This window comes from Skermania piniformis (genome assembly GCF_019285775.1).
In the GTDB taxonomy this organism is placed as follows: Bacteria; Actinomycetota; Actinomycetes; order Mycobacteriales; family Mycobacteriaceae; genus Skermania; species Skermania pinensis.
Window position 1 is genome coordinate 249,612 of the sequence record NZ_CP079105.1, and the last position, 23,994, is coordinate 273,605.

Genomic DNA, 23,994 nt, shown 5'->3' on the forward strand with positions numbered 1-23,994 from the left:
TAAGGACACCGCTCTTTAACGACAGCGCTCGTCGGTGATCAGCGGAGCCGCAGCACGACCTTGCCGACGGTCTCGCCGGAGTCCAACAGCTCGTGCGCGCGGGCGGCTTCGGTGATCGCAAGCTCGGCGGAGATCACCGGGCGAACCGTGCCGGCGGCGACCAGCGGCCACAGGCGCTCGATCACCTGGGTGACGACGGCGGCCTTGCTGTGCGGGCCGGTGGCCGGACGCCCGCGCAGGCTGGTCGCGCGGATGGTGCCCCGCTTGACCAGGAGCTGATTCAACGCCAGACCTCCGTCCGACCCGCCCTGCAGACCGATTATCGCGAGTCGCCCGTCGGGCGCCAGCGCCGCGACGTTGCGGGCCAGATACGCGGCACCCATGTTGTCCAGGATCACGTCCGCGCCGGCGCGCCCGGTCGCCCGGATCGCGGCGACGAAGTCGTCGGTCCGGTAGTTCACCAGCACGGTTGCGCCGAGTTCGCGGCACCGGTCGAGTTTTTCGGCCGAGCCGGCGGTGACCGCGACGTCGGCGCCGAGCGCCACCCCGACCTGGATGGCATGGGTGCCGATGCCGCTGCCGCCCCCGTGCACGAGCAGCAGCTCGCCGGCGGTGAGCCGGGAGTCGGTGACGACGTTCGACCAGACCGTGCAGGCCACCTCCGGCAATGCGGCCGCGGCGACCAGATCCAGCCCGACGGGCACCGGTAGCAGCTGGTCGGCCGGCACGGCCACCTGTTCGGCGTAACCGCCGCCGGCGAGCAGCGCGCAGACCCGGTCGCCGATCTGTCGACCGGTCACCCCGGCGCCGATCGCGCGGATCGTCCCGGCGCACTCCAGCCCGAGGATCGGGCTCGCTCCCGGCGGGGGAGGGTACAGCCCGCGGCGCTGCAGCAGATCGGCTCGATTCACCCCGGCGGCGACCACGTCGAGGAGAACCTCGTCCGGCCCCGGGGCCGGATCGGGCACCTCGGTCCAGGCCATGACCTCGGGCCCGCCGAATCCGTCGAGTGTGATCGCGTACACGCGGAGCAGGCTAGCGTGCAGGTGTGACGAACTTCGCCGGGTATCAGAACGAGATATATCTGGCCGGCCTGGGTGGTCGGATTCCGGATCTGCCGATCACGGCGGCGGGTCTGGCCGAGCGGGCGCAGGCCGAGTTGAGCGCCGAGGCGTTCGCGTACATCGCGGGCAGTGCCGGCGCCGAACGCACCGCTGCAGCGAACCTGGCGGCGTTCGACCGGTACCGCCTCCTGCCGCGGCCGTTGCGCGGCACCACCGGGGCGGCCGCGCGCGACCTGTCGGTGGAGGTGCTGGGCACCCGGCTGGCCGCACCGGTGCTCACCGCGCCGATCGGCGTGCTGGAGCTGGTGCACGAGCGGGGCGAGGTCGTGGTCGCACAGGTCACCGCCGAGTTGGGGATCGGGACCGTGCTCTCCACAGCGGCATCCACGCCGATCGAGGAGGTCGGCGCGGCGGCGGACGCATGGTGGTATCAGCTGTACTGGCCGAACAACGACGAGGTAGCGCGGTCGCTGGTGCAGCGGGCGCAGGCGGCGGGTGCGCAGGCGATCGTGGTCACGGTCGACACCCCGGCGCTCGGCTGGCGTCCCCGTGACCTCGAGTTGGCTCATCTGCCCTTCCTCCGCGGGCAAGGGCTGGCGAACTATCTGTCCGATCCGGCGTTTCGCGCGACGCTGCCGGTGCCGCCGGAAGAGAGCGACGACGCGGCCCGGGCAGCGATTTTGGCCTGGGTCGGCATGTTCGGTAACCACGCGCTGCGTCCGGCGGACCTGCAGCGGTTGCGGGAGTGGACCGACCTGCCGATTGCGGTGAAGGGCATCGTGGTTGCCGACGATGCCCGCGCGGTGGTCGATGCAGGGGCCGACGGGGTGATCGTCAGCAATCACGGCGGCCGCCAGTTGGACGGTGCGGTCGCGGCGTTGGACCAGCTCGGGCCGGTTGTCGATGCGGTCGGTGATCGGGCCGAGGTGTTGTTCGACTCCGGAGTCCGCGGTGGCAGCGACGTGGTCGTGGCGCTGGCACTGGGCGCCAAGGCGGTGCTGTACGGCCGGCCCTGGGTATACGCCTTGGGCCTCGGTGGTGCCGCGGGTGTTCGGCAGGCGCTGCGGGCGTTGCTCGGGGAACTGGATGTCGCGATCGGCTTCTGCGGATTTGCCCGAGCGGATGCGGTGGATCGTTCGGCGATTCTGCTGCCCTGACCAGCGGCAGCGCCGACGAATATCATGGCGGGACACGGCTAGGATTTCGGGGGCGGAGATTGATCGAAACGCAAGTGACCGAGACTCGATGGTTGACCACGACCGAGCAGCGTGCCTGGCGGGCGTTCATGGTCGGGCAGCAACGATTGCTCGATCAGCTGAACCGGCAATTGCAACGGGACGCCGACCTCACGCTCGCCGAATACCGGATCCTGGTTTTGCTTTCCGAGTCCCCGGGGCAGTCGCTGCGGATGAGCGACTTGGCGGACGGGGTGCTGTCCTCCCGCAGTCGATTGACCCACCAGATCCGCCGGATGGAAGACCAGGGCCTGGTTCGCCGGGAGAGCTGCGCCGAAGACGGCCGCGGGGTGCTCGCCCACCTCACCGAACGCGGATTGACCAAACTGAAGGATTCGGCGCCGGGACACGTGGCGTCGGTGCGACAGCATTTCTTCGATCTCGTGGACGAGCAGGAGATCGGTGTGCTCGCCGAGGTGTTCTCCCGCATCGTCGACGATCAGGACGATGCGGCCGACGGGTAAGATCGTCTTTCTGGAAGCGTGGCAGAGCGGCCGAATGCACTCGCCTTGAAAGCGAGCGTGGGTGAAACCACCGGGGGTTCAAATCCCTCCGCTTCCGCTGGAGCGGGGTCGGGGAACGCGCAGTTCACGGCTGGTTTTCGGCAAGTTGATCGGGCGGTTCGGCGCTCCGTGCCCACGTAAGTGTCCAGCGGGGTGACGTGGGGATGCCCGGTCGCTCGACCGCCTTGACGAACCACCCGGTGAAGCTGACCGCAAGCACACGAGGCACCGACGTTGGTAGTGCCCCGGGCGTATCGTTTGGTGCCCGGGTGACCCGGGCAAGCTCGACGCGACGAAGTTCGGTATCGAGGCCGTGCCCTTACTTCCCGTCGACGGACGACGATGTCGGCACCGCGCCGAAGCTCGTCGCTGGCGCGGTGACCGGTAGCGAGTGAAGGCCGAGCAACGGATCAGCTGCCGGGTCGGCGCGGCCGCCTTGTCCGTGATCTGTGCGGTGGGATATGGGACTGGGTCGGCCCTCCCGGCGACCCGATATCGCCGCGGTTCGCGGTGTCGGTGGGCGGTGACCTGGATCGGCGCCTGGTCGACCCGGCCGAGGACGCTCGCGAGGTGGGTTCGCAGGCGTGACGCGGTCATCGTCTGCGGGCTGGTCACAGGCTGAGGTTACGTACGTTCGTCCAGTTCAGCGACTCTGTCCGGGCCGCTTCGCCGCCGGTATTCTCGTCGTCATGACCGCGACCTCGGTCGAGCTCGAAGCGCGTGTAGCCGCTCTGGAGGCCAGTCAGGCCGACTACCGGGCGGTGTTGACGGCGGTGAACATGTTGTCCGTGCAGACCGCTGAGCGGTTCGAGCAGGTGGACCGGAAGATTGATGCTGTCGAGCAGCGACTCGGCGCGAAGGTCGACGACACGAACGCGCGGGTCCGGTCGATCGAGGAACACCTCGCCGAGATGAAAGACCTCATCGTGCAGGGGTTCGAGCGCGGGCCGGCGTGACCCGATGCCGCCCTCATCCGGCACGCCACTAGCGCCCGTGAACGACCCGTTTTGTCACGCTCCTGACGGTATGGGTCGCCAGCACGTCGACGCGTGGCAGGTGCTTTATCGCAGTTCGGCCTTGTGTGACAGCGTTACGCAGCGACCTGGAGCGGCACCCCGGTCGCTTCTGCGGAGAACTGCCACAGTCGTTGCACCCCGGTCTTGGTGCCCAGCGGGAACAAGGGTTTGCGAATCGGCGGGCCGAAGCCGACGAAGGCCGGCCCGTAGAGTGTGCCGCCGCGCGCGTCGGGGTCGGTGGCGGCGCGTAGTTGGCTGAGTGCGCCCTGCTCGACCGGCATGCCGAAGAACCGGGTGGTGAGTCCGCCGAGCGCGCCGAAAGCACCACCACCGCCCGCGGCCCGAGTCGTGGTCTGCAGGTCCGAATTGGTCCATCCGGGATGCGCCGAGAGGGCGATCGCCCGCTTTCCGGCTGCTCGCAGCCGCTGGTCGAGCCCGATGGCGAAGTGCAGGTTGGCGAGCTTGGAATTGCCGTATGCGCGCCAGGCGCCGTAGTGGCGTTCCAGAAACGGGTCGGTCGGATCGAGATTGCGTCCCTGATGCTGAGCGATGCTGGTCAACGTGACGACCCGGCCGGCGTCGGCCGCGAGGAGCGCGGGAAGCAGGAGTGCGGTCCAGGTCCAGTGTCCGAGATGGTTGGTTCCGAGCTGCGTCTCGTACCCGTCGACGGTACGTCCCTGTGGCATCGCCATCACGCCGGCATTGTTGACCATGATGTCGATCCGATCGTGCTTCGTCAGCACCTCGGCGGCTGCCTGCTCGACCGAGGCCTGGGACGACAGATCGAGTGGCACGATCTCCACCGACGCACCCGGCGTGGCCGCGAGGATGCTGCGCTCGGCGGCCCGTGCCTTGTCCTGATTGCGGGCCGCCATCACGACGTGCGCGCCCTTTCCGGCGAGCGCGGTGGCGGTGGCGAGCCCGAGGCCGCCGTTGGCGCCGGTGATGACGGCGACTCGGCCGTTCTGGGTGGGGATGTCCCGCTCGGACCAGCTCATCGTAGGACTCCTCGGCGACGATATGTTTGCGACGCTAACACTAACCCGCCGACAGTAACAGGACAGCCGGTGCGGACGTTATCGGCCGCGGTAGCCGATCCCGGCGAAGCTGCTGAACCGCTCCGGATTCTCATCCACGTCGTCGGGCGAATCCGGTCGCCACAGTGGCAGGTAGACCAGGCCCGGGGTGACCGCCTGGAGGCCGTCGAGGAAGGCGGCAATCTGCTGCTTCGATCGCAGGGTCAGCGGATTCGGTGTCTCCCGGGACATGTCGACGAACTGTGCGACCTTGTCCGGTGGTCCCTCGTCGCTGAAATGGGTCAGCGCCAGATAGCTGCCCGGCGCCATCCGCGCTCGGATTCGAGCGAGCGACCCGGCCGGATCGGCGTCGTCCAGAATAAAGTGCAGCAGCGCCGCCAGCAGGACGGCTACCGGCTGGGTGAAATCGATCATCCGGTTCACCGCCGGATCGCTCAGCACCGCGTCGATCTCGGTGAAGTCGCCGTGCACGGCGAGCGCATTCGGATTTCCGTCCAGGATTGCCTGGCTGTGCATCACCGCTACCGGGTCGATGTCGACGTAGACGACTTTCGCGTCCGGTGCCGGCACCGCAAGCACCTCGTGCACATTGCCGGCTGTCGGTATGCCGGACCCGATGTCGAGGAACTGCCGGATTCCTTCGCCCGCCAGGAAACGGACGAAGCGGCGCAGCACCGCCCGGTTCTCCCGCAGGATCAGCGGCACTTCCGGCCACATCGACGCAGCCCGGTCGGCGATGTCCCGGTCGACCGCGAAATTGTGCACGCCGCCGACCACGTAGTCGTATACCCGGGCGACGCTCGGAATCCTCGGATCGATGTCTTCCGGCGCCCACGCCGGCTGCTCCGGGACGTCGAACGCGGCAGGGCACGGATTGTCGTCGGCCGACTCGTCCGGGTTCGATAGGGCGTCGGTCACAGGTCCCTCGGTAATTCTGCGCGATGCTGCAATGCCGGCCGGGCGGACACCGGCCCGGTGATGGTGGTCGGCGTCGTCGGTAGGGAACGCCGTCGGTACGGAGTGCTGTCAGTATGGAGCACCGGCTTTTCGCGCGCTTGGGCTTTCGCCCGATACAGGTAGGTGTCGGCACGGGCGATGATGGCGTCGGGGTCGACCCCGACCAGTTCGGTGACGATGGCGCCGATGCTGGTCGACACCGCAACCCGGTGCCCGTCGATATCGATCGGTGGTCGTACCGCTGCCGCCAGATCGCCGGCACATGCGTGGACGTCGTCGGCGGTGCAGGGATCGGGCAGCACGACGACGAACTCGTCTCCGCCGAGCCGGGCGACGAGGTACCCGCGAGCGGATGCGGTGTCACGCAGGCGGCCGGCGGTCACCCGCAGCACCTCGTCGCCGAACCGATGGCCGTAGTGATCGTTGATCGCCTTGAACTCGTCCAAGTCGAGTAGACACACGCCCAGCATGCTCCCGGGCAACGCATCCGCGATGGCCTGGTTCATCGTTTCGGTCAGCAGCAGTCGGTTCGCCAGGCCGGTCAGGGCATCGTGTCGGCTCTGCGTGTACAACCGCTCGCGCATCCGTCGTTGTTCGGTGATGTCCTCACCGACTGCCAGTACCCGGCCGCCGGACGGGTCGGTGCCGGGTAGCAGGGTGGTGAGCGCCGACATCCAGCCGTAACTGCCGTCGCCACGCCGGAACCGAACCTCCGACCGGATCACCGATCCGTCGGCCGCCGGGACGAGCAGGTGCCGATCGTCGGGGTGCAGATAGTCGCCGGCCGGGGTGCCACGGAGGTCGGCGCCGTCGGGACAGCCGAGCATCGCGGCAAGCGCCGGATTGGTCTCCACCATCTGCCCGGCATGGTCGACGACGGCGATCGCAATCGGGGCACTCTCGAACAACACCCGGAAGCGCGCGTCGGCGACGCGACGGGCTTCGTGTGCGGCCTGCCGGATCTGCACCATCGTCCGATGCATCGCTTCCATGCCGTACCGGATCCGTGCCGCTGCGGCCGAGCCGAAACCGGAGCCGACGGCGGCGACGGTCAAAGCCAGTCGCTCCCACATCGCCGGATCGTTGCGCTCGAGCAGCCCCGGGAGCTCGGTGAGTATCGGGGCAGATCGTTGCAGCACGCTCGGATCGAGCAAGTTCATCGACACCAGCTCGAGGCCCACCGCGCAGGCCCGCGGCGCATCGAACGTGTCGGCGACGAGGACTTCCCCGAGTTCGCGGAGCAAGTGCTGCAGCATCGCGCGGATCTCTGCGGATGGGAAGGGGGTGTAGGCGACGTCTTTCAGTTCCACCCACCACCGACGTGCCAACCGCTCGGCGGTCACATCGTCGAACGACACCAGGCGTCCTTTCGCCGACGATTCGGACCGACTGCGCTGAGAATATCGCGACGTCGACTCGGCCGTACTGCTACCACTACGCCCAGCTTGACGGCTACATCAGGTGTACTGCGACGGCCGACTTCACGGCAAGTCGGCGTCGAGCCAATCGACGATGTGCCGATTGACCAGGGCCGGGTCCTCCAGATGTAAAAAGTGACCGAGGGCGGGCAACACCAGATGGCGGCTACCCGCGGGCAACGTCTCCGGGTGGGCCTGCACGAGGGCCGCCTGTAGGCAGCCGTCCTGCGCGCCGTGCAGGTACAGCGCGGGCTGCTGCGCGGCAGCAGTCGGCGAGTCCGCCCGCAGCAGCCCGAGATTGCTCCGGTAGTACCGCAGGGCGGCTCGGCGATGCTCGGGCCGGGCGAGTGCCGCCAGCACGTGCTGCACGTCTTCGCCGGCGTCGTAGCCCGGTGACCAGTCCCGCCACAGCGCGGGGATGACCCGCGGCAACAGCCGTTCCGACCCGGGTACCTGGTTGTATCCGACATACCAGCTCATCCGGATCTGACGCAGGCTGACACGTAGCTGCCGCCGATCGGTCAACGACGCGCGAAAGGCGGCCGGCGGTGGCACCGCCAGCGCCGCAACCCGGGCGAATCGGCCGGGCGCGGTTGCCGCCACCCCCCATGCGGTCAGCGCACCCCAGTCGTGCCCGACCAGCACGGCACGCTCGTCGCCGAGGCGGTCGTGCAGGGCCAGCGTGTCCGCGACCAGATCGGCCACGCGGTAGCTGTCGTCCGGGGCGAGTCCGGTCGGTGCGTACCCGCGGGTGAACGGCGCCACCGCGCGATAACCGCGGGCGGCGAGTTCCGGTCCGAGGTGTCGCCAGGTGTAGGCGGTGTCCGGATAGCCGTGCAGTAGCAGAGCGAGCCGGTCCCCCGGTCGACCCCAGGCGAGCGCACGGAAGTCGATGGTATTGCCGACGATGTCGATCATTTCGGGAGGCATCAGGCCAACGTACGGCGCTCGGCGGATGTCGTTCGGCGGATCGCCGCTGGTATCACCGTATTTACGGCGCAGGATAGGTGGGATACGCCGGTCCCGGGCGGCGGTTCCAGGTCCGGCCGAAGATCCGTGCGTTAGGCAGCTATCGCTGGGCTACGATAACGTCCGGTCGGGGGTCGCGCCGGCGCCCGAATCCCGGGCGCGCGGAGTGTCGTCGAGGAGAACGTTGCCGTTCATGCGTCGGTTGGTTGCCCTGATCGGGTCTGCTCTAGTCGTCGGGTGCCTCGCTCCCGCTCATGCTGCTGCCGATCCCGGCGGCGCGCGGATCGACCGCGTGGACGAGCTGACGCCGACCCGGTCGAGCCTGTTCATCGATTCCCCGGCGATGCAGCGCATCGTCGAGGTGCAGGTGCTCCATCCGGCGGGCGGCGGATCGCGGCCCAGCCTGTACCTGCTGGACGGCATCGACAGCGGTGCCGATCAGAACATGTGGACGATGAAGACCGACGTCGTACAGTTCTTCGCCGACAAGGATGTGAACGTGGTGCTGCCGGTCGGCGGGCACGCCACCTATTACACCGACTGGCAGAGTCACGACCCCACGCTCGGCTTGAACCGGTGGGAGACGTTTCTGACCGAAGAGCTGCCACCGCTGATCGATCGACAGAGCAACGGCAACGGCACGAACGCGATCGCCGGGTTGTCGATGGGTGGGCAGGCCGCGCTGACCCTCGCCTCCCGGCATCGCAACCTGTATCGGGGTGTCGGTGCGTTCAGCGCTTGCCCGGATACCCGCACGCCGACGGCGCGTAGCTTCATCCGCGCCTCGGTCGCAGCCAAGGGCGGTAACGCCGACAACATGTGGGGCACCGACGCCAACCCGGACTGGGCGGCGAACGACCCGATCACCAATGCCGCGAACCTGCGGGGCCTGGCCATCTACCAATCCGTCGGCAACGGCATACCCGGTCCCCGCGACACCCTGGAGACGGCCACCAGCCTGATCGGACCGCTGGAGGTCGGGGCGAACGCCTGCACCCGCACCTTCGATCAGCGGCTGCAGTCCCTCGGCATTCCGGCGAAGTTCGTCTACCGTCCGGTCGGCACCCATTCGTGGGGCTACTGGCAGGATGACCTGCATGATTCGTGGTCGACGTTGGGCCCGGCGATCGGCCGCTAGCGTCGCTCTGGTCGGTGTGCTCGGCGGCTGGTTTGCTGCGCCGGCCCCGGCCGCGCCGGCCTCGGCCCGCATCGATCACCGAGAACAACTCACCCCCGACTGGCAGCGGGTTTTCGTCGATTCGCCGTCGATGGGTCGGGTCGAGCTGCAGGTGCTGTCGCCGGCGGGCCGCGCCGGACCGCGTCCGACGCTGTACCTGTTGGACGGTCGGAGCGCGAACGCCGAGGGCAGTTACTGGACCGCGCGCGCGGATGTCGTGCGGTTCTTCGCCGACCAGGACGTCAACGTGGTGCTGCCGGTCGGTGGTCCCGGCTCGTACTACACCGACTGGCAGCGGCCCGACCCACGGTTGGGCGTCTATCGGTGGGAGACGCTGCTGACCGAGGAGCTGCCCGCGCTGATCGATGCCGAGTTCGGTGGTAACGGGGTCGCCGCCGTCGCCGGGGTGTCGATGGGCGGGCAGGGCGCGCTGATGTTGGCTGCACGACACCCGGGCCGGTACGTTGCGGCCGCCGGTTACAGCGGGTGCTACCGCACCGGGGACGATCTCGGTCAGGCGCAGGCCCGGCTGGTGGTCGGCTCGGTCGGGGGCGATCCGAACAACATGTTCGGCCCGCCGGGCGATCCGGACTGGGCCGCGCATGACGTCGTCGCCCATGCCGAGGGGCTGCGTGGCACCACGATCTATCTGTCCGCAGGCAGCGGACTGCCCGGTCCGCACGAGCGTCTCGACAATCCGGAGTTGGCCACGGCGGTCGCCTTCGGCGGTCCGATCGAGGCCGCTGTCGCCGCGTGCACCCGTGATCTCGCCACCCGGCTGGCCGAGTTGGACATCCCGGCCACGGTGGCGTTCCGCCCCGCCGGCACGCATTCCTGGCCGTACTGGTCCGCCGAACTGCGCGCGTCCTGGCCGATTCTGGCGGGCGCGCTCGGTATCGATCGACCGGTCAGTGCTGTCGGTCCCCGGTGAGCGCGCGGTGAGCGGTCGCGAACTCGATGAATGCGTCGTTGTCGGCCCGGTCGCCGATCGTCACCCGGACGCCGTCGGCGCCGTACGGTCGAAGCAGCACTCCGGCCGCGGCGGCCGCGGCGGCGAACTCGGCCGAACCGGCATGCAGCGGCAGCCAGACGAAGTTCGCTTCGGTGGGCGGCACCTCGTACCCGGCGTCCCGGAGGGCGGTGCGCACCCGGTTTCGTTCCGCAACGACGACGTCGGTGCGGGCGAGCAGTTCCGGTTCGGCGGCGAGTGAGGCGAGTGCCGCCGCCTGTCCGGCCCGATTCACGCCGAACGGGATACGCACCTTGCCGAGCGCCGCGATGACCGCCGAGTCGCCGACGGCGTAGCCGACCCGTAACCCGGCCAGTCCGTACGCCTTGGAGAAGGTGCGTAGCACGACGACGTTGGGCCGATCGCGCCCCAACGCGATGCCGTCCGGGGCAGTGTCGGCGGGCAGCCGCAGGAACTCGAAATATGCCTCGTCCAGCACGACCAGTACCTCCGGTGGTACCTGGTCGAGGAAGCGTTCCAGGGCTGCTCGGCCGACCGCGGTGCCGGTCGGATTGTTCGGGTTGCAGACGAACACCAGCCGGGTGTTCGGGGTGATCGCCGCAGCCATCGCGGGCAGGTCGTGCACCTGGTCGGCGGTGAGCGGCACCGGTACCGCGTGCGCGCCGGCGACCCGGGTGATGATCGGGTACGCCTCGAACGAACGCCAGGCGAACACCACCTCGTCGGTCGGGGCCGAGCAGGTGATCTGCACCAGCTCCTGACCGAGCGCGACGCTGCCGCAGCCCACCCCGACCTGCTCCGGCGCGACGTCGAGCCGGTCGGCGAGCGCGGCGGCCAGCTCGGCCGAGCGATTGTCCGGATAGCGGTTGGCTTCGGCCACCGCGGCCGCGACCGCGGCGGCGACACTGGGCAACGGGCCGAGGGTGGTTTCGTTGCTGGCCAGCTTGATCGCGCCGGGCACCGTCCGACCGGGAACGTAGCCGGGGATGGCGTCGAGGTCGGCGCGGATGTGAACGGTCACCGCGCCAGTATGCGGGCCGAGCCGCCTTTTGCTTAGCTCAGGGCGGGTGTGTAACCTATCGCAGCGGCGGTTCGTCAACGGACCGGCTCTCGAGGAGGCGTGCCAGAGCGGCCGAATGGGACTCACTGCTAATGAGTTGTCCCTTCACGGGGACCGGAGGTTCAAATCCTCTCGCCTCCGCCCGACGTCCGGTTCGCCGGGCCGACAACTGAATACGAGCGACAACTGAATACACAAGCGCCCGTAGCTCAACGGATAGAGCATCTGACTACGGATCAGAAGGTTAGGGGTTCGAATCCCTTCGGGCGCGCTCAGAAACAATGTTCGACCCGCGGGGTGCGGGATGCCGGGTTCCGGTCCAGCCGGACGCGGAATCCCCTACTTGCCGGTGCCGGGGCCGCGGGTGACTCGCTCGACGTAGTGCTGCCCGGTCGTGGCGAGTTGGGCCGCCCGCAGCTAAGGATGAACTGCGCGCCGAGCAGCGCCTACATCGAGGCCAACGTTCCGATGCCGCCCGACCTCCCCTGACCGGCGCAAATACGGAATGATTCACTTATAAGCGGTGGGGTGATAGGTATGAGTTACAAGTATTTCGCCGATGACGACTACGCCGTGTATCGGGTCGATGCGGCAGCGCCGGACGAGGGGCTCGCGCCGGCGGAGAGGTTCTCGGGCGCCACCTCGGAGTGGTTTCCGCTGCTCTACGCGCAGCGGGATCCGCAGTGTCTCGCCGCAAAGATGATGAACGGGGACGTGCAGCAGGTGAGCGAGCGGGAAGCGCTACGGGTGTGTGAAGTGATCCGCGTCCGGGCCACCCAACCTTAAGCGCAGCAGCCCTGACACCACGAGCCATCCACGTTCCCCTCCGGGTGCGCAACGTAACTACCGCACCGAAGCCGACCTGATGTTCGAGCCACTCGCCGGTGTCGATGGTCACCGGCGTCAGCACCGCCACCCCGCGGCGAAGGCGACAACCAGCCAGACGGCGCAGACCATTCCCAGTGCGGCCGCAAGCAGGGAATCAGCTGCCACCGCTGACGAGCTGGTTGACACGGCGCGGTAACCGACTTACCTATGGATGATGAGCGCGATGATGCCGCCGGACGCCGCAGCTCGGTTCGTCCCCCGCAGCGGTGCCACCTGGGCCGACCCCTGGCCGATGTACGCCGCGCTGCGCGACCACGACCCGGTGCATCGAGTCGTGCCGGACGACGCGCCGGACCGGGATTACTACGTGTTGTCCCGGCATCGGGATGTCTATACCGCCGCCCGCGACTGGGCCACGTTCTCGTCGGCGCAAGGACTCACCGTGACTTATGGCGACCTGGCGAAGATCGGCATGGCGGACAACCCGCCGATGGTGATGCAGGACCCGCCGGCGCACACCGAGTTCCGCAAGCTGGTCGCCCGGGGTTTCACGCCGCGGCAGGTGGCCTCGGTCGAGCCCGCGGTGCGGGAGTTCGTGGTCGAGCGGCTGGAACGGTTGCGCGAGCTGGGCGGTGGCGACATCGTGGCCGAGCTGTTCAAGCCGTTGCCGTCGATGGTGGTAGCACACTATCTCGGCGTGCCCGAGGCGGATCGCGACCGATTCGATCGCTGGACCGAGCAGATCGTCGCCGTCGCTGCCGGCACGGGCGTCGATCTCGCATCCGCGTCCGGTGACGTGGCCGTGGCGGTCGGCGAGTTGCTCGGCTACTTCGCCGAACTGATCGAGCGCCGCCGTCGGGAACCGGGTGACGACACGATCTCGCACCTGGTCGCGGCAGGCTACGGAGCGACCGGCGATGTCGCGGGGATGCTTGCGGTGCTCGGGTTCGCGTTCACCATGGTCACCGGGGGTAACGACACCACGACCGGAATGCTCGGCGGTGCGGTGCAGCTGCTGCACGACAATCCGGCGCAACATCGTCGCCTGGTCGCCGACCCGGGCCTGATCCCGGGCGCGGTGGAAGAGTTTCTCCGGCTGACGTCGCCGGTGCAGGGTCTGGCCCGCACGGTGACCCGCGATGTGACGATCGGGGACGTCACCATCCCGGCCGGCCGGCGGGCGCTGTTGCTCTATGCCAGCGCGAACCGGGACGAGCGCGAATTCGGGCCCGACGCGGCCGAGCTCGACGTGTCCCGCAACCCGCGCAACCTGCTGACGTTCGGCCACGGCACTCATCACTGCCTGGGTGCGGCGGCGGCGCGGGTGCAGTCCCGGGTGGCGCTGGAAGAGCTGATCGGTCGGGTGCCGGAGCTGGAGGTCGACCTGACCGGTGTCACGTGGGCCGACGGACCGTACGTTCGGCGGCCTACCCGGGTGCCGGTTCGGATCGGCCGCCGCCGGACTCGCTTAGCCGGGCACGTGAATTCACCTCGCTCGACGACCTGTGTGCCGCTGTCGGTGTCGAACGCGGACCGTCCGAGCCGCTGATCGCCGAGCCGCTGGTTGTGGCGGTCGGTGCGACCGAGGAGCATGAATCGGCAACGGCGGGGCTGAAACGTCGTTGTTCCAGCCCCTCACCGTTTCAGCCGACTACCGACGACCTACCTATCGGTGATGCCGTCGATTCCGGAGAGTCGTTCGCCGAGATCGGCCAAGACCCAGGACTGTGGTGGAGGGGTACCCGTCGGGTCGCCGATCGACACCGCACGGATCCGGCCGCCGAGGTCGGCCACATAGGCCAGCCCGGCGTCGCCGTCGATGGTCACGCCGATGGCCGCCCGGAAACCGTCGGCGAGTAGCTGCGGGGTATCGCCGCGAGCGTTCTTCGCCGGAATTGCTGCGCGGTTCAGTGAATTTCCACCGGGCAGCGCGTCCGCTCGGTCGGTCCAGTAGACGAATCCGTCGTGCAGCTTCAGGTCCACCGGCTCGGGCAATCCCGTCCAGAGCACTTCGATGTCCGAGCGGTGGGCGGCGTCTTCCCCGTCCGGAACGGTCAGCCCGGCCCGCAGGATCGCGCCGACGCCGCCGTTGGGCGGCCCCTTCTGGGTCCAGTAGAGGTATCCGGCGGCCGGGTCGACTGCGACACCGACGCATTCCGGCCGGGGCGAGTCGGGTGGGTTCACGACCAGGTCGGTCAGCTGCGACCCGTCGACGTTCGCCCGACTCACCTTGCAGCCTTCTCGATCACTCCAGTAGAGCTGTCCGGAATCGTCCAGATCGAGCTGCTTACCACTGGTGATACAGCCCTCGGGCACGAGGTCGCGCCGGCCCGAACCATCAAGGCCGACCGCGTGCAGACCGCCGTTGCGCGGGGAGTAGTCGAGGCCGGCCTCACCGGCGACCGAGCGATCCCGGATCGGACGGCCCATGGTCGTCCAGTAGACGGTGCCGTCCCGGACCACGACCCCGTCGGGGGAGAACCCGGCCTCGCCTTTGTCCAGGAGCACGGTGGTGCTGCCGTCCGTGACGTCGACCACGTGGATCTTGCCGTACTGAATGCCCAGTGCGACCAATCCACGGAACATTCTTCCTCCTGCCGGGCAGCCGCGTGCGGTCGTCCCGTAGTTAGTCTAGCGAGTAGACGGCCCCGGAGCTTCTCGAATGGTCTCGGGCACGAAAGGGTGTCAGGCCGATGCGAACCGGCCGAGTTGCGGCACCGCCTCGCCGGGATGTTTGGCCTGGATGCCTTCGCCGATCGCCTGCAGCTTCCAGTCGCCGCCGACGCGAAACACCTTGGCCATCACCATTGCGGTGAACGGCATGCCACCCTGCAGTGTGTAGCGCGCCAGTTCGGCGTCGCTGGTGTTGTCCACCAGGCGGCAGAACGCGTTGGACACCTGCTCGAAGGTGTGGCCCCGATACGAGGTGACGATGAAGATGATGGCGCTCACCTGCGGCGGCACCCGGGTGAGGTCGACCAGGATCACTTCGTCGTCGCCGTCACCCTCGCCGGTCAGGTTGTCCCCCCGGTGCCGGATCGATCCGTCCTTGGCGGTCAGCTGGCCGTAGTAGACGACATCGGCGATGTTCGGTCCGGCGAACATCACCGCGGATGCGTCCAGGTCGATGCTCGGCGTGCGGCTGCCGAAGAAGCCACCGCGCGGCGACTTGACCGGATCCCAGCCCAAACCCATCCAGATCTGGGTCAGGGCGACGCCTCCCTCCTTGCGGAGCGTCACCCGCTGCCCCTTGGTCAGACTGACCGGCCGGCCTTTGGTCAGACTGACTTCGCCGGTCGGCGCGGGCGGGGCGGCGGCGGGCGGTGGTTGATACGGCTGCGCCGCCGGTGGCGGATAGGCAGCAGCCGGCGGTGGTGTCGGCGGTGCCGGCCGAGAGGGTGGTGTCGGCGGTGCCGGGGGCGGGGGAGCGTCGTCGACGCTGACGCCGTGGTCGGTGACCAGCGCGGCGAAACCGCCGGCGTAGCCCTGGCCGACCGCGCGCACCTTCCAGCTGCCTTGACGCCGGTAGAGTTCCAGCGCGATCACGATCGATTCGCTGTTGAGTCCGTCGATCCGATACTCGTACAAGCGGTTTCCGCTCCCGTCCGCGACGACGGCGGTCGGCGGGGCGAACTGCCCGAAGTTGCTCGACGGGTTGTCCAGGGTGATCACCGCGCGGATCTGGTCGATGTCGGCGGGCACCTGGCTCAACGTCACCGCGACCGCGGCGGCCTGCCCGGCCGGGCCCGGTTGCAGGCGGACGCCGGGGCCGGTCGGCTGATTGAAGAAGACGAAATCTGCGTCCGAGCGGACCTTGCCGCGATCGGTGACGAGCAGCGCCGACAGGTCGGCGGGCGCGGTGAGCTGTGCGGACAGGACCACAGTGTCGGTGCTCAGCGGAGCATTCTGGCCTTTGGCGAGTGCTGCGGACATCGGCGGTCCTCCCCTTGCGATGGCGTCGCCCGCCACTCTACGAGAGTCCACCGACACGACGGCGCCGGTGCGTCCGGCATGAAAGTATGACCGCGAATCGTCTCCGCGTCTCATCGCCGAACAGGAGGATTTCTTGGCACAGTTGATGGAGAAGTCGTCGAAGGTGGTGGAGGCGCAGCTGGCGAACTCCAGTATCCGGGCGCTCAGCGGCTCGATGGTGGCGTTCGAGGGCAACGTGACGTTCAAGTCGACGGGTTTCGGCGGTGGCGACGGCCTGGTGGCCGGGATCAAGCGGCGGGCGACCGGCGAGTCGCTGTCGTTGATGGAGTGCGGCGGCAACGGCCGGGTGTTCCTCGCGGTGAACGGTCAGTACGTCGCCGTGGTCGGGCTGGCCGGTGAGACGTTGCAGGTGGAGTCGCAACAGTTGCTGGCGATCGCCGGAAATCTGCAGTGCAACGTCACTTTCGCCGGATTGCGCGGCGCGTCCACCGGGCAGGGTTTGTTCACCACGACGGTGACCGGGCAGGGCCAGGTCGCCTTGCTGTCGGCCGGCGGTCCGCTGATCCACCTGGCGGTGTCGCCGCAATACCCGCTCGTCGTCGATCCGGACGCATTCGTCTGCGCCCGGGGGAACCTCAGCCAGTCGTTCGTCACCGATGTGTCCTGGCGCACCGCGGTCGGTCAGGGCAGCGGGGAGAACTTCTCGTTGCGCTGGGATGGCCAGGGTGTCGTGTCCATTCAGCCGGCGGAAAGGTAGCGGTCGGTGTCGTTCGGTAATTCGACGACCTTCGAGAAGGTGAACAGCAAGGTCGTCAAGGTGGACGTAGGCCGAGCGGGCGGCGTGGTCGGCCGGACCGGCGCGATGTTGTACTACACCGGCGACGTCGGCTTTGCGCCGCACCAGGTCCCGGGCGCGGGCAACTTCGGCGGTGCGGGCGGAGTGATGCAGCTGGCGGGTCGGATGATGCGCGGCGAGCACGAGCGGACGATGCTGGCGCAGGGCAACGGGGTCGTGCACTACGGCTACGCCGGCCTCGAGGTGCAGGTGGTCGAGCTGCAGCCGGGCGCCGTGCTCCGGGTGGAAGCATCCCGGCTGCTCGCCTACACCGCGCAGCTGCAGAGTTCGGTGGTCTCCGTCGCGAGTTCCGGCGGCGGTGGAGGTGGCGGCCGCGGGTTGATGGGCGCATTGCGCGGCGCCGCGACCGGCGCGCTCACCGGCGCCGGAATGTTCACCACCCAGTTGTCCGGGATGGGCAGCGCGGTCCTGTTATCGCACGGTGGCTACCTGGAGCTCCCGGTCGGGGGACAGTTCCCGGTAGTGGTCGATCCGCAGGCGTTCGTGGCCGCCTACGGCAACGTTTCCACCGAGCTGAAAACCGCGATGAGCTGGCGGGATGCGGTCGGCCGCGGGGCCGGTGAGGCGATGCAGCTGAACTGTGTCGGGCAGGGAGTGGTGTACGTCCAGCCATCGGAGGAGAAGCTGTGAGCGTCGTACTGGATCCGTCCATGCTGAACGGCAGCGACAACATCCCGGACAACGGCTACGCCTTCTGCATCGATCTGACTCGGCCGTGGTTCATGCGGAAAGGCGCGATGATCGCCTACTACGGCCAGATGCAGTTCCAGTCGATGACCCACGGTCTGCACGGTGAGCTGATGCACATGGTGTCGAGCCAATTCTCGGCGCCGCTGTACACCGGCGACTACGTGGTCGCCCAGGGCATGGGCAAGCTGATCATCGGCGATCGGGGCTACGACATCAATTCCTACGACCTGGACGCGGGCAACCTGACCGTTCGCGCGGCGAACTTGCTCGCCTTCGAGCCGGGCCTGGCGTTGAACCAGTCGATCGTGCCGGGCTTCCTCACCTTGATCGGCACGGGCAAGTTCCTCGCCTCGTCCAACGGTCCGGTGATGTTCGCCGAGCCACCGTTGCGGATCGACCCGGAAGCGCTGGTCGGTTGGGCGGACTGCCCGTCCCCGAGCCATCACTACGACCAGCGTTGGATCAACGGCTTTCTCGCCGCCGGCGCTGCGGCGGTCGGGGTGCAGTCCGGTGAGGAGCGGCAGTTCGACTTCACCGGTGCCGGCACGGTGCTCATCCAGTCCAGCGAGAAAGTCCGGGACGACAGCATCGTGGTGCGGACGATCGAGGGCCAGATCCACGGCCTCACCCCCGGCGGACTGCAGCGCCTGCACGGGGTGATCGGTCAGCAGTTGGCGCAACAGCAACAGCAACAGGGCTACTGAGCCGGCTGGGGACGGAGCGGGCTCAGTCGATCGCGCTGCGCTGGGTAAACCAGTCCAGGATCTCCTCCCCGGCCCGGATGCCGCTTCCCTCGGTGATACTCAGTCCGGGGTGGGTCCAGGCCAGCTCGTGCAGTTCGCCGTGCCGCGGCCGGATCGCGGCATCCGCCCCGGCCAGCAAGTCGGCGTCGAGCGCACCGTCGCCGGCAGCGAGCAGCGGAGCCGTCGCGGGCAAGGTGCCGTCGGTGATCAGCCGGCGCCGGACCTCGGCAACCGCGCGACTCTTGCACACCACGTCCGGCATCGTGTAGATCTTGCGACCCTGTTGCGAAGCGTTCCAGCCGATCTCGGCGCACCAGGCCGACCATTCGGCGAGGAAGTCCGGTGGGACCGCGGCCGATCGGACGACCGCGTAACAAAACAGGCCGTCGGCCGTGCGGAGCGCGTCCACCCAGCTCTCGTCTACCCGATTCCGTAGCGCCCGTTCGACTTCGGTCAGGGAGGCGCCACCGGCCTGCGCTGCGGTCTCGACCTGCGCGTGCCAGCAGACGTCCGGCTTGCCGTCGACGAGGATGTGCCCACCGTTGGTGGTCACCGCGTACCGCCAGGGCGCACCGGGCAGGGCGATCCGGCGGAACTGGGCGATCGTCCGGGTCGTCGTCGGCAGCACCGTGATCCGGCCAGCGAGTACGGACAGCAACGCCGTCGCGCGCTCGGTCATGAACGACAGCGGCGCGCCGTCGTACAGCTCGACGCAATAGAGGTCGGTGCCGTCGTGCTCGCCGGCCGCTGCCCGGGAGTAGATCAGAGTGCGATCGAGATCGGTGGCGACGAGGGTCATTCGGTGACGTCCTTGATCAGTCCCATACAGGAGTAGGCGAGGTCGGGCACCACCTCGACCGGCACTCCCCGGGTCGTGGCCAGCAGTCGGATATGTTCGTGCTCCGGCGCATTCGGCTCGCGCACCAGGACCCGCCAGGGCATCCGGCGCAACAACACCCGGGTGGTCTCGCCGACGCCCGGCTTGACGAAGTTCACCGACGCGATGCCGTACTCGGTGCGAACCCGTTCGACCGAGGCCCAGCCGGTCCAGGTCGGCGTGCGGTCGCCGGCGGTCACCGCGGCGACCGCGCCGGGTACCTGGCCGGCAATCGCGCCGAACTCGGCGCTCACCGTGTCCAGCAACACGTTCGATACGTCGTCCGGTGCCAGTTCGGGATAGAACTTCGCCCCGTGGAACTCGCCGGGACCGATCAGCTGGGGGTTCAGCACGGTCCGGGAGACGAGGCCGGACACGGTCGAGTTGAGACATGCCGAGGCGATCAGGAAGTCGTCGCGGGTGCCGAAGGTTCGCACGCAGTAGCCCGGATCGGCGAGGACGGCCAGGTCGTCGTCGAATGCCGGCCCACCCGCCGCGCGGTAGCCGGCCAGTGCCGCGGTCAGCTCGCGGGCGATCGCGCCTTTCCCGGTCCACCCGTCGACGAATACGACACTGGACGGATCATGATGGCGGACAAGATAATCCAGCGCGACCGGGTCGATGCCGCGATCCCGGACGATCGACAGGGTGTAGTGCGGGACGGGATGCCCGCGATAGCCGGCCCACCGGCGCATCAGGATGCCGATCGGGGTGCCGGCCCGAGCCAGCGAGGCGAGCACGATCTCAGTGCCGCGCTCGGCGAGCACCAACTCGGTCACCGTTGCGACGGCGAGCGCGAGCCGGCGGGCACTGTCGGCCAGCGCCCGGTCGAACAGCGCCCGATAAGCGGCGTCCGGCTGGTATTCGACCGGCAGCGACTCGGCGTAGTGCGCTGCGCCGGACTGGATCCGTCGCTCCCGCTCGATCGTCGGCGCCTCCAGCCGGACCGCGGACAGATCCTGCACCAGCCAGGCCACCTCGTCGGCGGCATACGAGCCGAACCCCGGACCGGTCAGGGGTGCGGCCGTGCGGGCGGCGCGTAGCGCTGCCGGGTCGACCCCGGGCAATGCGGCAACGACGACGTCGGTACCGGCCGCGGTGAGCACGTCGACCAGCCCGCCCGGTTCGGTCAGGGCGGGCGTATCGGCGGGCGGATCGATGATCAGCACTACCACCGGATCGGCGTCCGGCCAGCCGGCGTTGTACAGGTAGCGCGGCGCGCTCTCGCCGAGTTCGGGTGCAGTGAAACGGAACCCGCGGCGGAGCGGATAGCCGGACCGGTCGGCGACGTAGCCGGGCGAGCGGGTGGTGGTCTGGAACCGCACGGTCCTACCGTGCTCGGCAAGAATGGCGGCGATCCGCAGCGGCAGATACATCAGCTCCTCGTGGCCGATCACCAGCGCCGGTCGATCGGTCGGAAGCGCCCGGGCCAGCGTCTCGGCCGCTGCGCCGGCGGCGATCGTGAACCGGTCCCGATCGGCGCTCGGCACGCCGTGCCGACCGCCGTCGGGCACCGTCGCCGGCCAGGGCAGTTCGACCCGAGCAGTCCGGCCCCGCTGCGGGGCAATCGGATTCAGCTCCGGCTCGGGTAATGCGGCCACGGCGTCGATCAGCCCGTCCGGCAGGTCGATCGATCCCGCGGCCAGACAGACCGTGTCGATCGTCACGCCCAGGGCGGTCGCGACCGCAGCGGTTGCCGCTCGGCTGGCCGGCGTCCGCAGGTCCACCAGCGACGCGATCACGTATCGATCCCGGGGCCGGCGGCGATGCAGGGCCGCAATTGCATCGAGTGCTGTTGCTCCCGTGGAAATTTCGTCGTCGACCAAGACCAAGGGGAGATCGGTGTCGAACAGATCGGCCGGCACCGGCAGCAACAGATGGTCGGTGGCGTGCGAATGTCCTTCCTCGAACCGCCCGGCCGGTACCACACCGGGCACGGCGCGCCGCGTCGAGTGCAGGTATACCGGTGCAGATATCCGGTCGGCGACATTGTGCCCGAGTGCGGTTGCGGTTTCGGCGAATCCGAACACGGCAGCCGGGGTGCCGGCGAGCGTGGCGGCCACCCGGTCGCCCAACCGGTTTCCGGCATCCAGGACGACCTGTGGCGCGGTGGGCAGGTGCTTACCGAGCACGGTCGAGACCAGCAGGTGTGCGCGCCGCGGGTTCCGGCGTAGCCCGGGCCGGACCAGGTCGCCGACCCCGTGCAGCTGCAGGTGCGGAAGTGGGCTCACTTCGTCACCAGCGCGGTGAGCAGGTCGACGAAGGTGACGCCCTTGTGCGTGACCCCGAACACGTCCGCGCGCAGCATCGTCTGCTCGGCCCAGCTGCGATGCGGGCGAAGCTCGTTCATCTTGTTGCGGTACCCGGACGCGCGCACGCCACCGGCGTCCGAGTCGAGGATGTCGGCGGCATCGTGGTATTCCTCGTGCGTTACCGCGGAGAGTGCGTGCACCACCGCGACATGGGACGGATGGATCACCGTCTTCCCGTGGATGCCGTTCGCCCGATCCAGGGCGAGCTCCCGGAGCAACCCGTCCAAGTCCCGGCTGACCAGTTGTTGCCGGAACCGGACCGCGTCGTGCTCGGCAAACGGGGTCGCGCGCAGCATCGGGCGGAACATCCGTTCGTGGTCGGCGAAGTATTCCCAGACCGGTCCGGTGATCAGGTGGCCGGTGCCGTCCGCGCGGCCGAGATAATTGACGATGCCGGCGATCACATCCGCGACCACCCGAACGTCGTAGATGGTCAGGTCGCGGTCGCGGCGGATGCCGAATGTCGCACACATGTCGGTGGCACCGATTCGTACCGCCAGAATGCGTTCCCGGTGCTCGGCGAGCAGAGCGGCCACGGCCGCCAGCTCCCGGTCCCGGGTCTCCCGGTGCACCAGCTCGGGCGTCTCCAACACCGGCATCGCGAACAGTCGCCGACCGTGCCGCCGTGCTGCGTCGGCCAGCTCGGTGAGATAACGGCCGCCGGTGTGGGCGCCGAACTTCGGAAACACGAAGCCGGTCAGGACGGCGAGCGCCGGACCGAGCGCGTCGCAGATCGGGGCGATCCCGTCGGGATCGCGGACCCGGAGGAACAGCATCGGACGCCGGTCCGGTCGCTGCGCGAGGTCGGTCAGCGCGTCGACCGCAGCGGCGATGGCGCGGTCCAGTTCGTTGTCGGCGACCGCATCCTCCAGGTCGACGACCATCGACACCACGCCTTCGGCCGCCCGTCGTTCGATCGTGTCGGCCAGCGCCGGGCGGGTGGCCGGCAGATAGAGCGTCGCGCCGAGGGCCATCGCGGTGCGCGGCCGGTCGTCCGGAGCGATCTCGTGCGGCGGGTGGAGAAACAGCCGACGGCTGGTGTCGGCGTCGAGCTGGCGGAAATGCCGCATCGCGTGCTCACTATCTGTTCGGTACCCCTCAGCCGGGCTGTGGCTGCTTGCGCATTCGTTCCACCACTCCGGACACGAACGTGGTCACGTTGTCCAACCCCTGCACGTACGCCCAGTAGTCCGGATGACGCCCTGCCAGTGTGCCGACAACTCGGTCGATCCGCTCATTTTGGGCATCCAGCACCGAGGCCCACTCGGCGGTAATTCCCTTGGCCACGGCGAGCATCTGCGCGTCGCGCAACCGGAACCGCGTCGCCCGCTCCCGCGCGCGGGGGTCGTCCCGGACTTGTCGGAGCAGGGTCAATCGGTCGGTCACCGCATCGGCCGCCTGCTCGGCGACGGCGAGCTGGGCGCGGGCGGCTCCGGCGAGCGCGACGGCGCGCTCCGGGTCGCCGGTGCGCAGCGCGGCCGTTGCCGCGGTGAGGTCGCGCTCGGCGGCGGCCAAGCCGGTGCGGGCTTGCTGGTCGTTACCGGTCAGGTCGGCCGAACTGGCGGCATTGAACTCGCGCAGTAATGCCGAATAGGCCGGGCCGAGTTGCTCGGTTCGGGTGGTCGCGGCCGCCAGCCGGGTGCGGGCGGAGGTCAGTTTGGTGCCGGCCTCGGTTTCCCGGCCGGGCGCCGCCGTCAATGCTGCGTCGAGTTCGCCGGCCGCCGCGACCACCTGCTGCGCGGCGGCCCGGCGCGCACCCGGACGGGACGCTGCAGCCAGTCGCTCGAGCCCGGCAGCCAGCCGGGTGGCCGGCGCGTGGACGGACGGATAGGTGGCGAACTGGGGGAGTGTGGCGAGCCGCCGCTGCGCGGCCGCAGCGACAGACCGGGCGTGCTCGGCCAGTTGCGGAACCGCTGCCAACGTCGCCTGCGCGCTTGCCAGCCGATCGCGATGGGCGTGATAGAACTCGTCCACGGCGCGAGCGGCGGCAGTCAGCTGCTCGACCACCGGCCCGACCTCGGCGCGGTGGTTCGGCGGCACCGGCCGGTTCGTCACCCGGCCGCCGAGCTGCTCGGACAGGGCAAGGTAGCTGCTGGTCGCCGCGTCGCACCGGCTGCGGACCACCGCCCAGGTGCTGCCGATATCGCCGGCGGTGCCCGCGGCCAGGTCGGGTCCGGCGGCGATCTCCTCGCTCGCCCGAACCCCCGCCTCGGCGACCGTCCGTCGCCGGTCCAGATCGAGAAATGCTGTGCTCAGGGCTTGTTCCGCCGCGGGCACCCAGTCGTCGTCCCGAGGCGATCGAAGCCATCGCCGCGCCACATCACGATCCTAGCGATTTGGCGGCGCCGG

The 23,994-nt window shown here is 69.0% G+C and carries 22 protein-coding genes and 3 tRNA genes; 13 read left to right on the forward strand and 12 right to left on the reverse strand.

The annotated features are described in order from the left end of the window. Window positions 1-38 precede the first annotated feature (38 nt). Window positions 39-1,025, reverse strand: a complete 987-nt coding sequence (locus tag KV203_RS01100) for an NAD(P)H-quinone oxidoreductase (protein ID WP_066467041.1) — start codon at window positions 1,023-1,025, stop codon at window positions 39-41. Window positions 1,026-1,048: 23 nt separating this feature from the next. Here KV203_RS01100 and KV203_RS01105 point away from each other — a divergent pair, with 23 nt between their 5' ends. The 4 genes from KV203_RS01105 to KV203_RS01120 all read left to right on the forward strand — a co-directional run bounded on the left by KV203_RS01105 (window position 1,049) and on the right by KV203_RS01120 (window position 3,758). Next, a complete protein-coding gene (locus KV203_RS01105) occupies window positions 1,049-2,221 on the forward strand; it encodes an alpha-hydroxy-acid oxidizing protein (protein ID WP_066467040.1) in 1,173 nt (390 codons plus the stop codon). 128 nt (window positions 2,222-2,349) lie between these two features. Beyond that, window positions 2,350-2,763 (forward strand): MarR family winged helix-turn-helix transcriptional regulator, encoded by a 414-nt coding sequence (locus tag KV203_RS01110; RefSeq protein ID WP_083529814.1) that lies wholly within the window; start codon window positions 2,350-2,352, stop codon window positions 2,761-2,763. A gap of 12 nt (window positions 2,764-2,775) precedes the next feature. Continuing rightward, window positions 2,776-2,860: transfer RNA gene (locus tag KV203_RS01115), tRNA-Ser, on the forward strand. A gap of 631 nt (window positions 2,861-3,491) precedes the next feature. Next, entirely contained in the window at window positions 3,492-3,758 is a 267-nt protein-coding gene (locus KV203_RS01120) for a hypothetical protein (RefSeq protein WP_066467038.1), read from the forward strand. 134 nt (window positions 3,759-3,892) lie between these two features. Here the strand turns inward: KV203_RS01120 and KV203_RS01125 are convergent, their stop codons facing one another. From KV203_RS01125 to KV203_RS01140, 4 genes are all read right to left on the reverse strand, one after another. Further along, a complete protein-coding gene (locus KV203_RS01125) occupies window positions 3,893-4,816 on the reverse strand; it encodes an oxidoreductase (RefSeq protein WP_066467037.1) in 924 nt (307 codons plus the stop codon). Between the two features lie 78 nt (window positions 4,817-4,894). Beyond that, window positions 4,895-5,773, reverse strand: coding sequence for an SAM-dependent methyltransferase (locus KV203_RS01130; protein ID WP_083529786.1), 879 nt, complete (start codon window positions 5,771-5,773; stop codon window positions 4,895-4,897). Next, complete coding sequence (locus KV203_RS01135; protein ID WP_066467036.1) at window positions 5,770-7,170, reverse strand: sensor domain-containing diguanylate cyclase; 1,401 nt, start codon at window positions 7,168-7,170, stop codon at window positions 5,770-5,772. The genes KV203_RS01130 and KV203_RS01135 overlap by 4 nt, the downstream gene beginning before the upstream one ends. Before the next feature lie 123 nt (window positions 7,171-7,293). After that, complete coding sequence (locus KV203_RS01140; protein ID WP_066467035.1) at window positions 7,294-8,160, reverse strand: alpha/beta fold hydrolase; 867 nt, start codon at window positions 8,158-8,160, stop codon at window positions 7,294-7,296. Window positions 8,161-8,392: 232 nt separating this feature from the next. Between KV203_RS01140 and KV203_RS01145 the strand changes: the two genes are divergently transcribed. Both KV203_RS01145 and KV203_RS01150 read left to right on the forward strand, forming a co-directional pair. Continuing rightward, window positions 8,393-9,337: an alpha/beta hydrolase gene (locus tag KV203_RS01145; protein ID WP_066467034.1), complete on the forward strand. Its 945-nt coding sequence runs from the start codon at window positions 8,393-8,395 to the stop codon at window positions 9,335-9,337. Then, window positions 9,297-10,307 carry an alpha/beta hydrolase gene (locus KV203_RS01150; RefSeq protein ID WP_083529784.1) on the forward strand — a complete coding sequence of 337 codons (1,011 nt, stop codon included), beginning with the start codon at window positions 9,297-9,299 and terminating at the stop codon, window positions 10,305-10,307. Before KV203_RS01145 ends, KV203_RS01150 begins: the two co-directional genes overlap by 41 nt. Here the strand turns inward: KV203_RS01150 and hisC are convergent. After that, the gene (gene hisC, locus KV203_RS01155; protein ID WP_066467032.1) at window positions 10,285-11,367 is read right to left on the reverse strand and encodes a histidinol-phosphate transaminase; all 1,083 of its coding nucleotides are present in this window, start codon (window positions 11,365-11,367) and stop codon (window positions 10,285-10,287) included. The genes KV203_RS01150 and hisC overlap by 23 nt on opposite strands. Window positions 11,368-11,460: 93 nt before the next feature. Between hisC and KV203_RS01160 the strand changes: the two genes are divergently transcribed. From KV203_RS01160 to KV203_RS01175, 4 genes are all read left to right on the forward strand, one after another. After that, window positions 11,461-11,547 (forward strand) — tRNA-Ser (locus KV203_RS01160). A gap of 57 nt (window positions 11,548-11,604) precedes the next feature. Further along, window positions 11,605-11,677 (forward strand) — tRNA-Arg (locus KV203_RS01165). Window positions 11,678-11,943: 266 nt separating this feature from the next. Further along, window positions 11,944-12,192: a hypothetical protein gene (locus KV203_RS01170; protein ID WP_066467031.1), complete on the forward strand. Its 249-nt coding sequence runs from the start codon at window positions 11,944-11,946 to the stop codon at window positions 12,190-12,192. 256 nt (window positions 12,193-12,448) lie between these two features. Then, on the forward strand, window positions 12,449-13,783 hold the full coding sequence (locus KV203_RS01175; RefSeq protein WP_083529783.1) for a cytochrome P450: 1,335 nt from the start codon (window positions 12,449-12,451) through the stop codon (window positions 13,781-13,783). A 113-nt stretch (window positions 13,784-13,896) separates the two neighbouring features. Here the strand turns inward: KV203_RS01175 and KV203_RS01180 are convergent, their stop codons facing one another. After that, window positions 13,897-14,820, reverse strand: coding sequence for an SMP-30/gluconolactonase/LRE family protein (locus KV203_RS01180; RefSeq protein ID WP_066467030.1), 924 nt, complete (start codon window positions 14,818-14,820; stop codon window positions 13,897-13,899). Between the two features lie 99 nt (window positions 14,821-14,919). Next, entirely contained in the window at window positions 14,920-16,167 is a 1,248-nt protein-coding gene (locus KV203_RS01185; protein WP_066467029.1) for a TerD family protein, read from the reverse strand. A gap of 145 nt (window positions 16,168-16,312) precedes the next feature. Here KV203_RS01185 and KV203_RS01190 point away from each other — a divergent pair, with 145 nt between their 5' ends. The 3 genes from KV203_RS01190 to KV203_RS01200 are packed head-to-tail and all read left to right on the forward strand — an operon-like array spanning window position 16,313 to window position 18,417. After that, window positions 16,313-16,924 carry an AIM24 family protein gene (locus tag KV203_RS01190; RefSeq protein ID WP_373279200.1) on the forward strand — a complete coding sequence of 204 codons (612 nt, stop codon included), beginning with the start codon at window positions 16,313-16,315 and terminating at the stop codon, window positions 16,922-16,924. A 6-nt stretch (window positions 16,925-16,930) separates the two neighbouring features. Next, window positions 16,931-17,653 carry an AIM24 family protein gene (locus KV203_RS01195; RefSeq protein WP_066467027.1) on the forward strand — a complete coding sequence of 241 codons (723 nt, stop codon included), beginning with the start codon at window positions 16,931-16,933 and terminating at the stop codon, window positions 17,651-17,653. Window positions 17,654-17,673: 20 nt separating this feature from the next. Beyond that, entirely contained in the window at window positions 17,674-18,417 is a 744-nt protein-coding gene (locus KV203_RS01200) for an AIM24 family protein (protein WP_373279199.1), read from the forward strand. A 22-nt stretch (window positions 18,418-18,439) separates the two neighbouring features. Here KV203_RS01200 and KV203_RS01205 read toward each other — a convergent pair whose 3' ends face one another. Genes KV203_RS01205 through KV203_RS01220 form a run of 4 tightly spaced genes read right to left on the reverse strand, consistent with a single transcriptional unit; the run spans window position 18,440 to window position 23,964 of the window. Further along, entirely contained in the window at window positions 18,440-19,255 is an 816-nt protein-coding gene (locus KV203_RS01205) for an HAD family hydrolase (protein ID WP_066467025.1), read from the reverse strand. Then, window positions 19,252-21,564, reverse strand: coding sequence for a phosphoribosyltransferase (locus KV203_RS01210; RefSeq protein ID WP_066467024.1), 2,313 nt, complete (start codon window positions 21,562-21,564; stop codon window positions 19,252-19,254). Before KV203_RS01210 ends, KV203_RS01205 begins: the two co-directional genes overlap by 4 nt. Next, window positions 21,561-22,715, reverse strand: coding sequence for an HpcH/HpaI aldolase/citrate lyase family protein (locus tag KV203_RS01215; RefSeq protein WP_066467023.1), 1,155 nt, complete (start codon window positions 22,713-22,715; stop codon window positions 21,561-21,563). The genes KV203_RS01210 and KV203_RS01215 overlap by 4 nt, the downstream gene beginning before the upstream one ends. 28 nt (window positions 22,716-22,743) lie before the next feature. Further along, complete coding sequence (locus tag KV203_RS01220) at window positions 22,744-23,964, reverse strand: hypothetical protein (protein ID WP_066467022.1); 1,221 nt, start codon at window positions 23,962-23,964, stop codon at window positions 22,744-22,746. Between the last annotated feature and the right edge of the window lie 30 nt (window positions 23,965-23,994).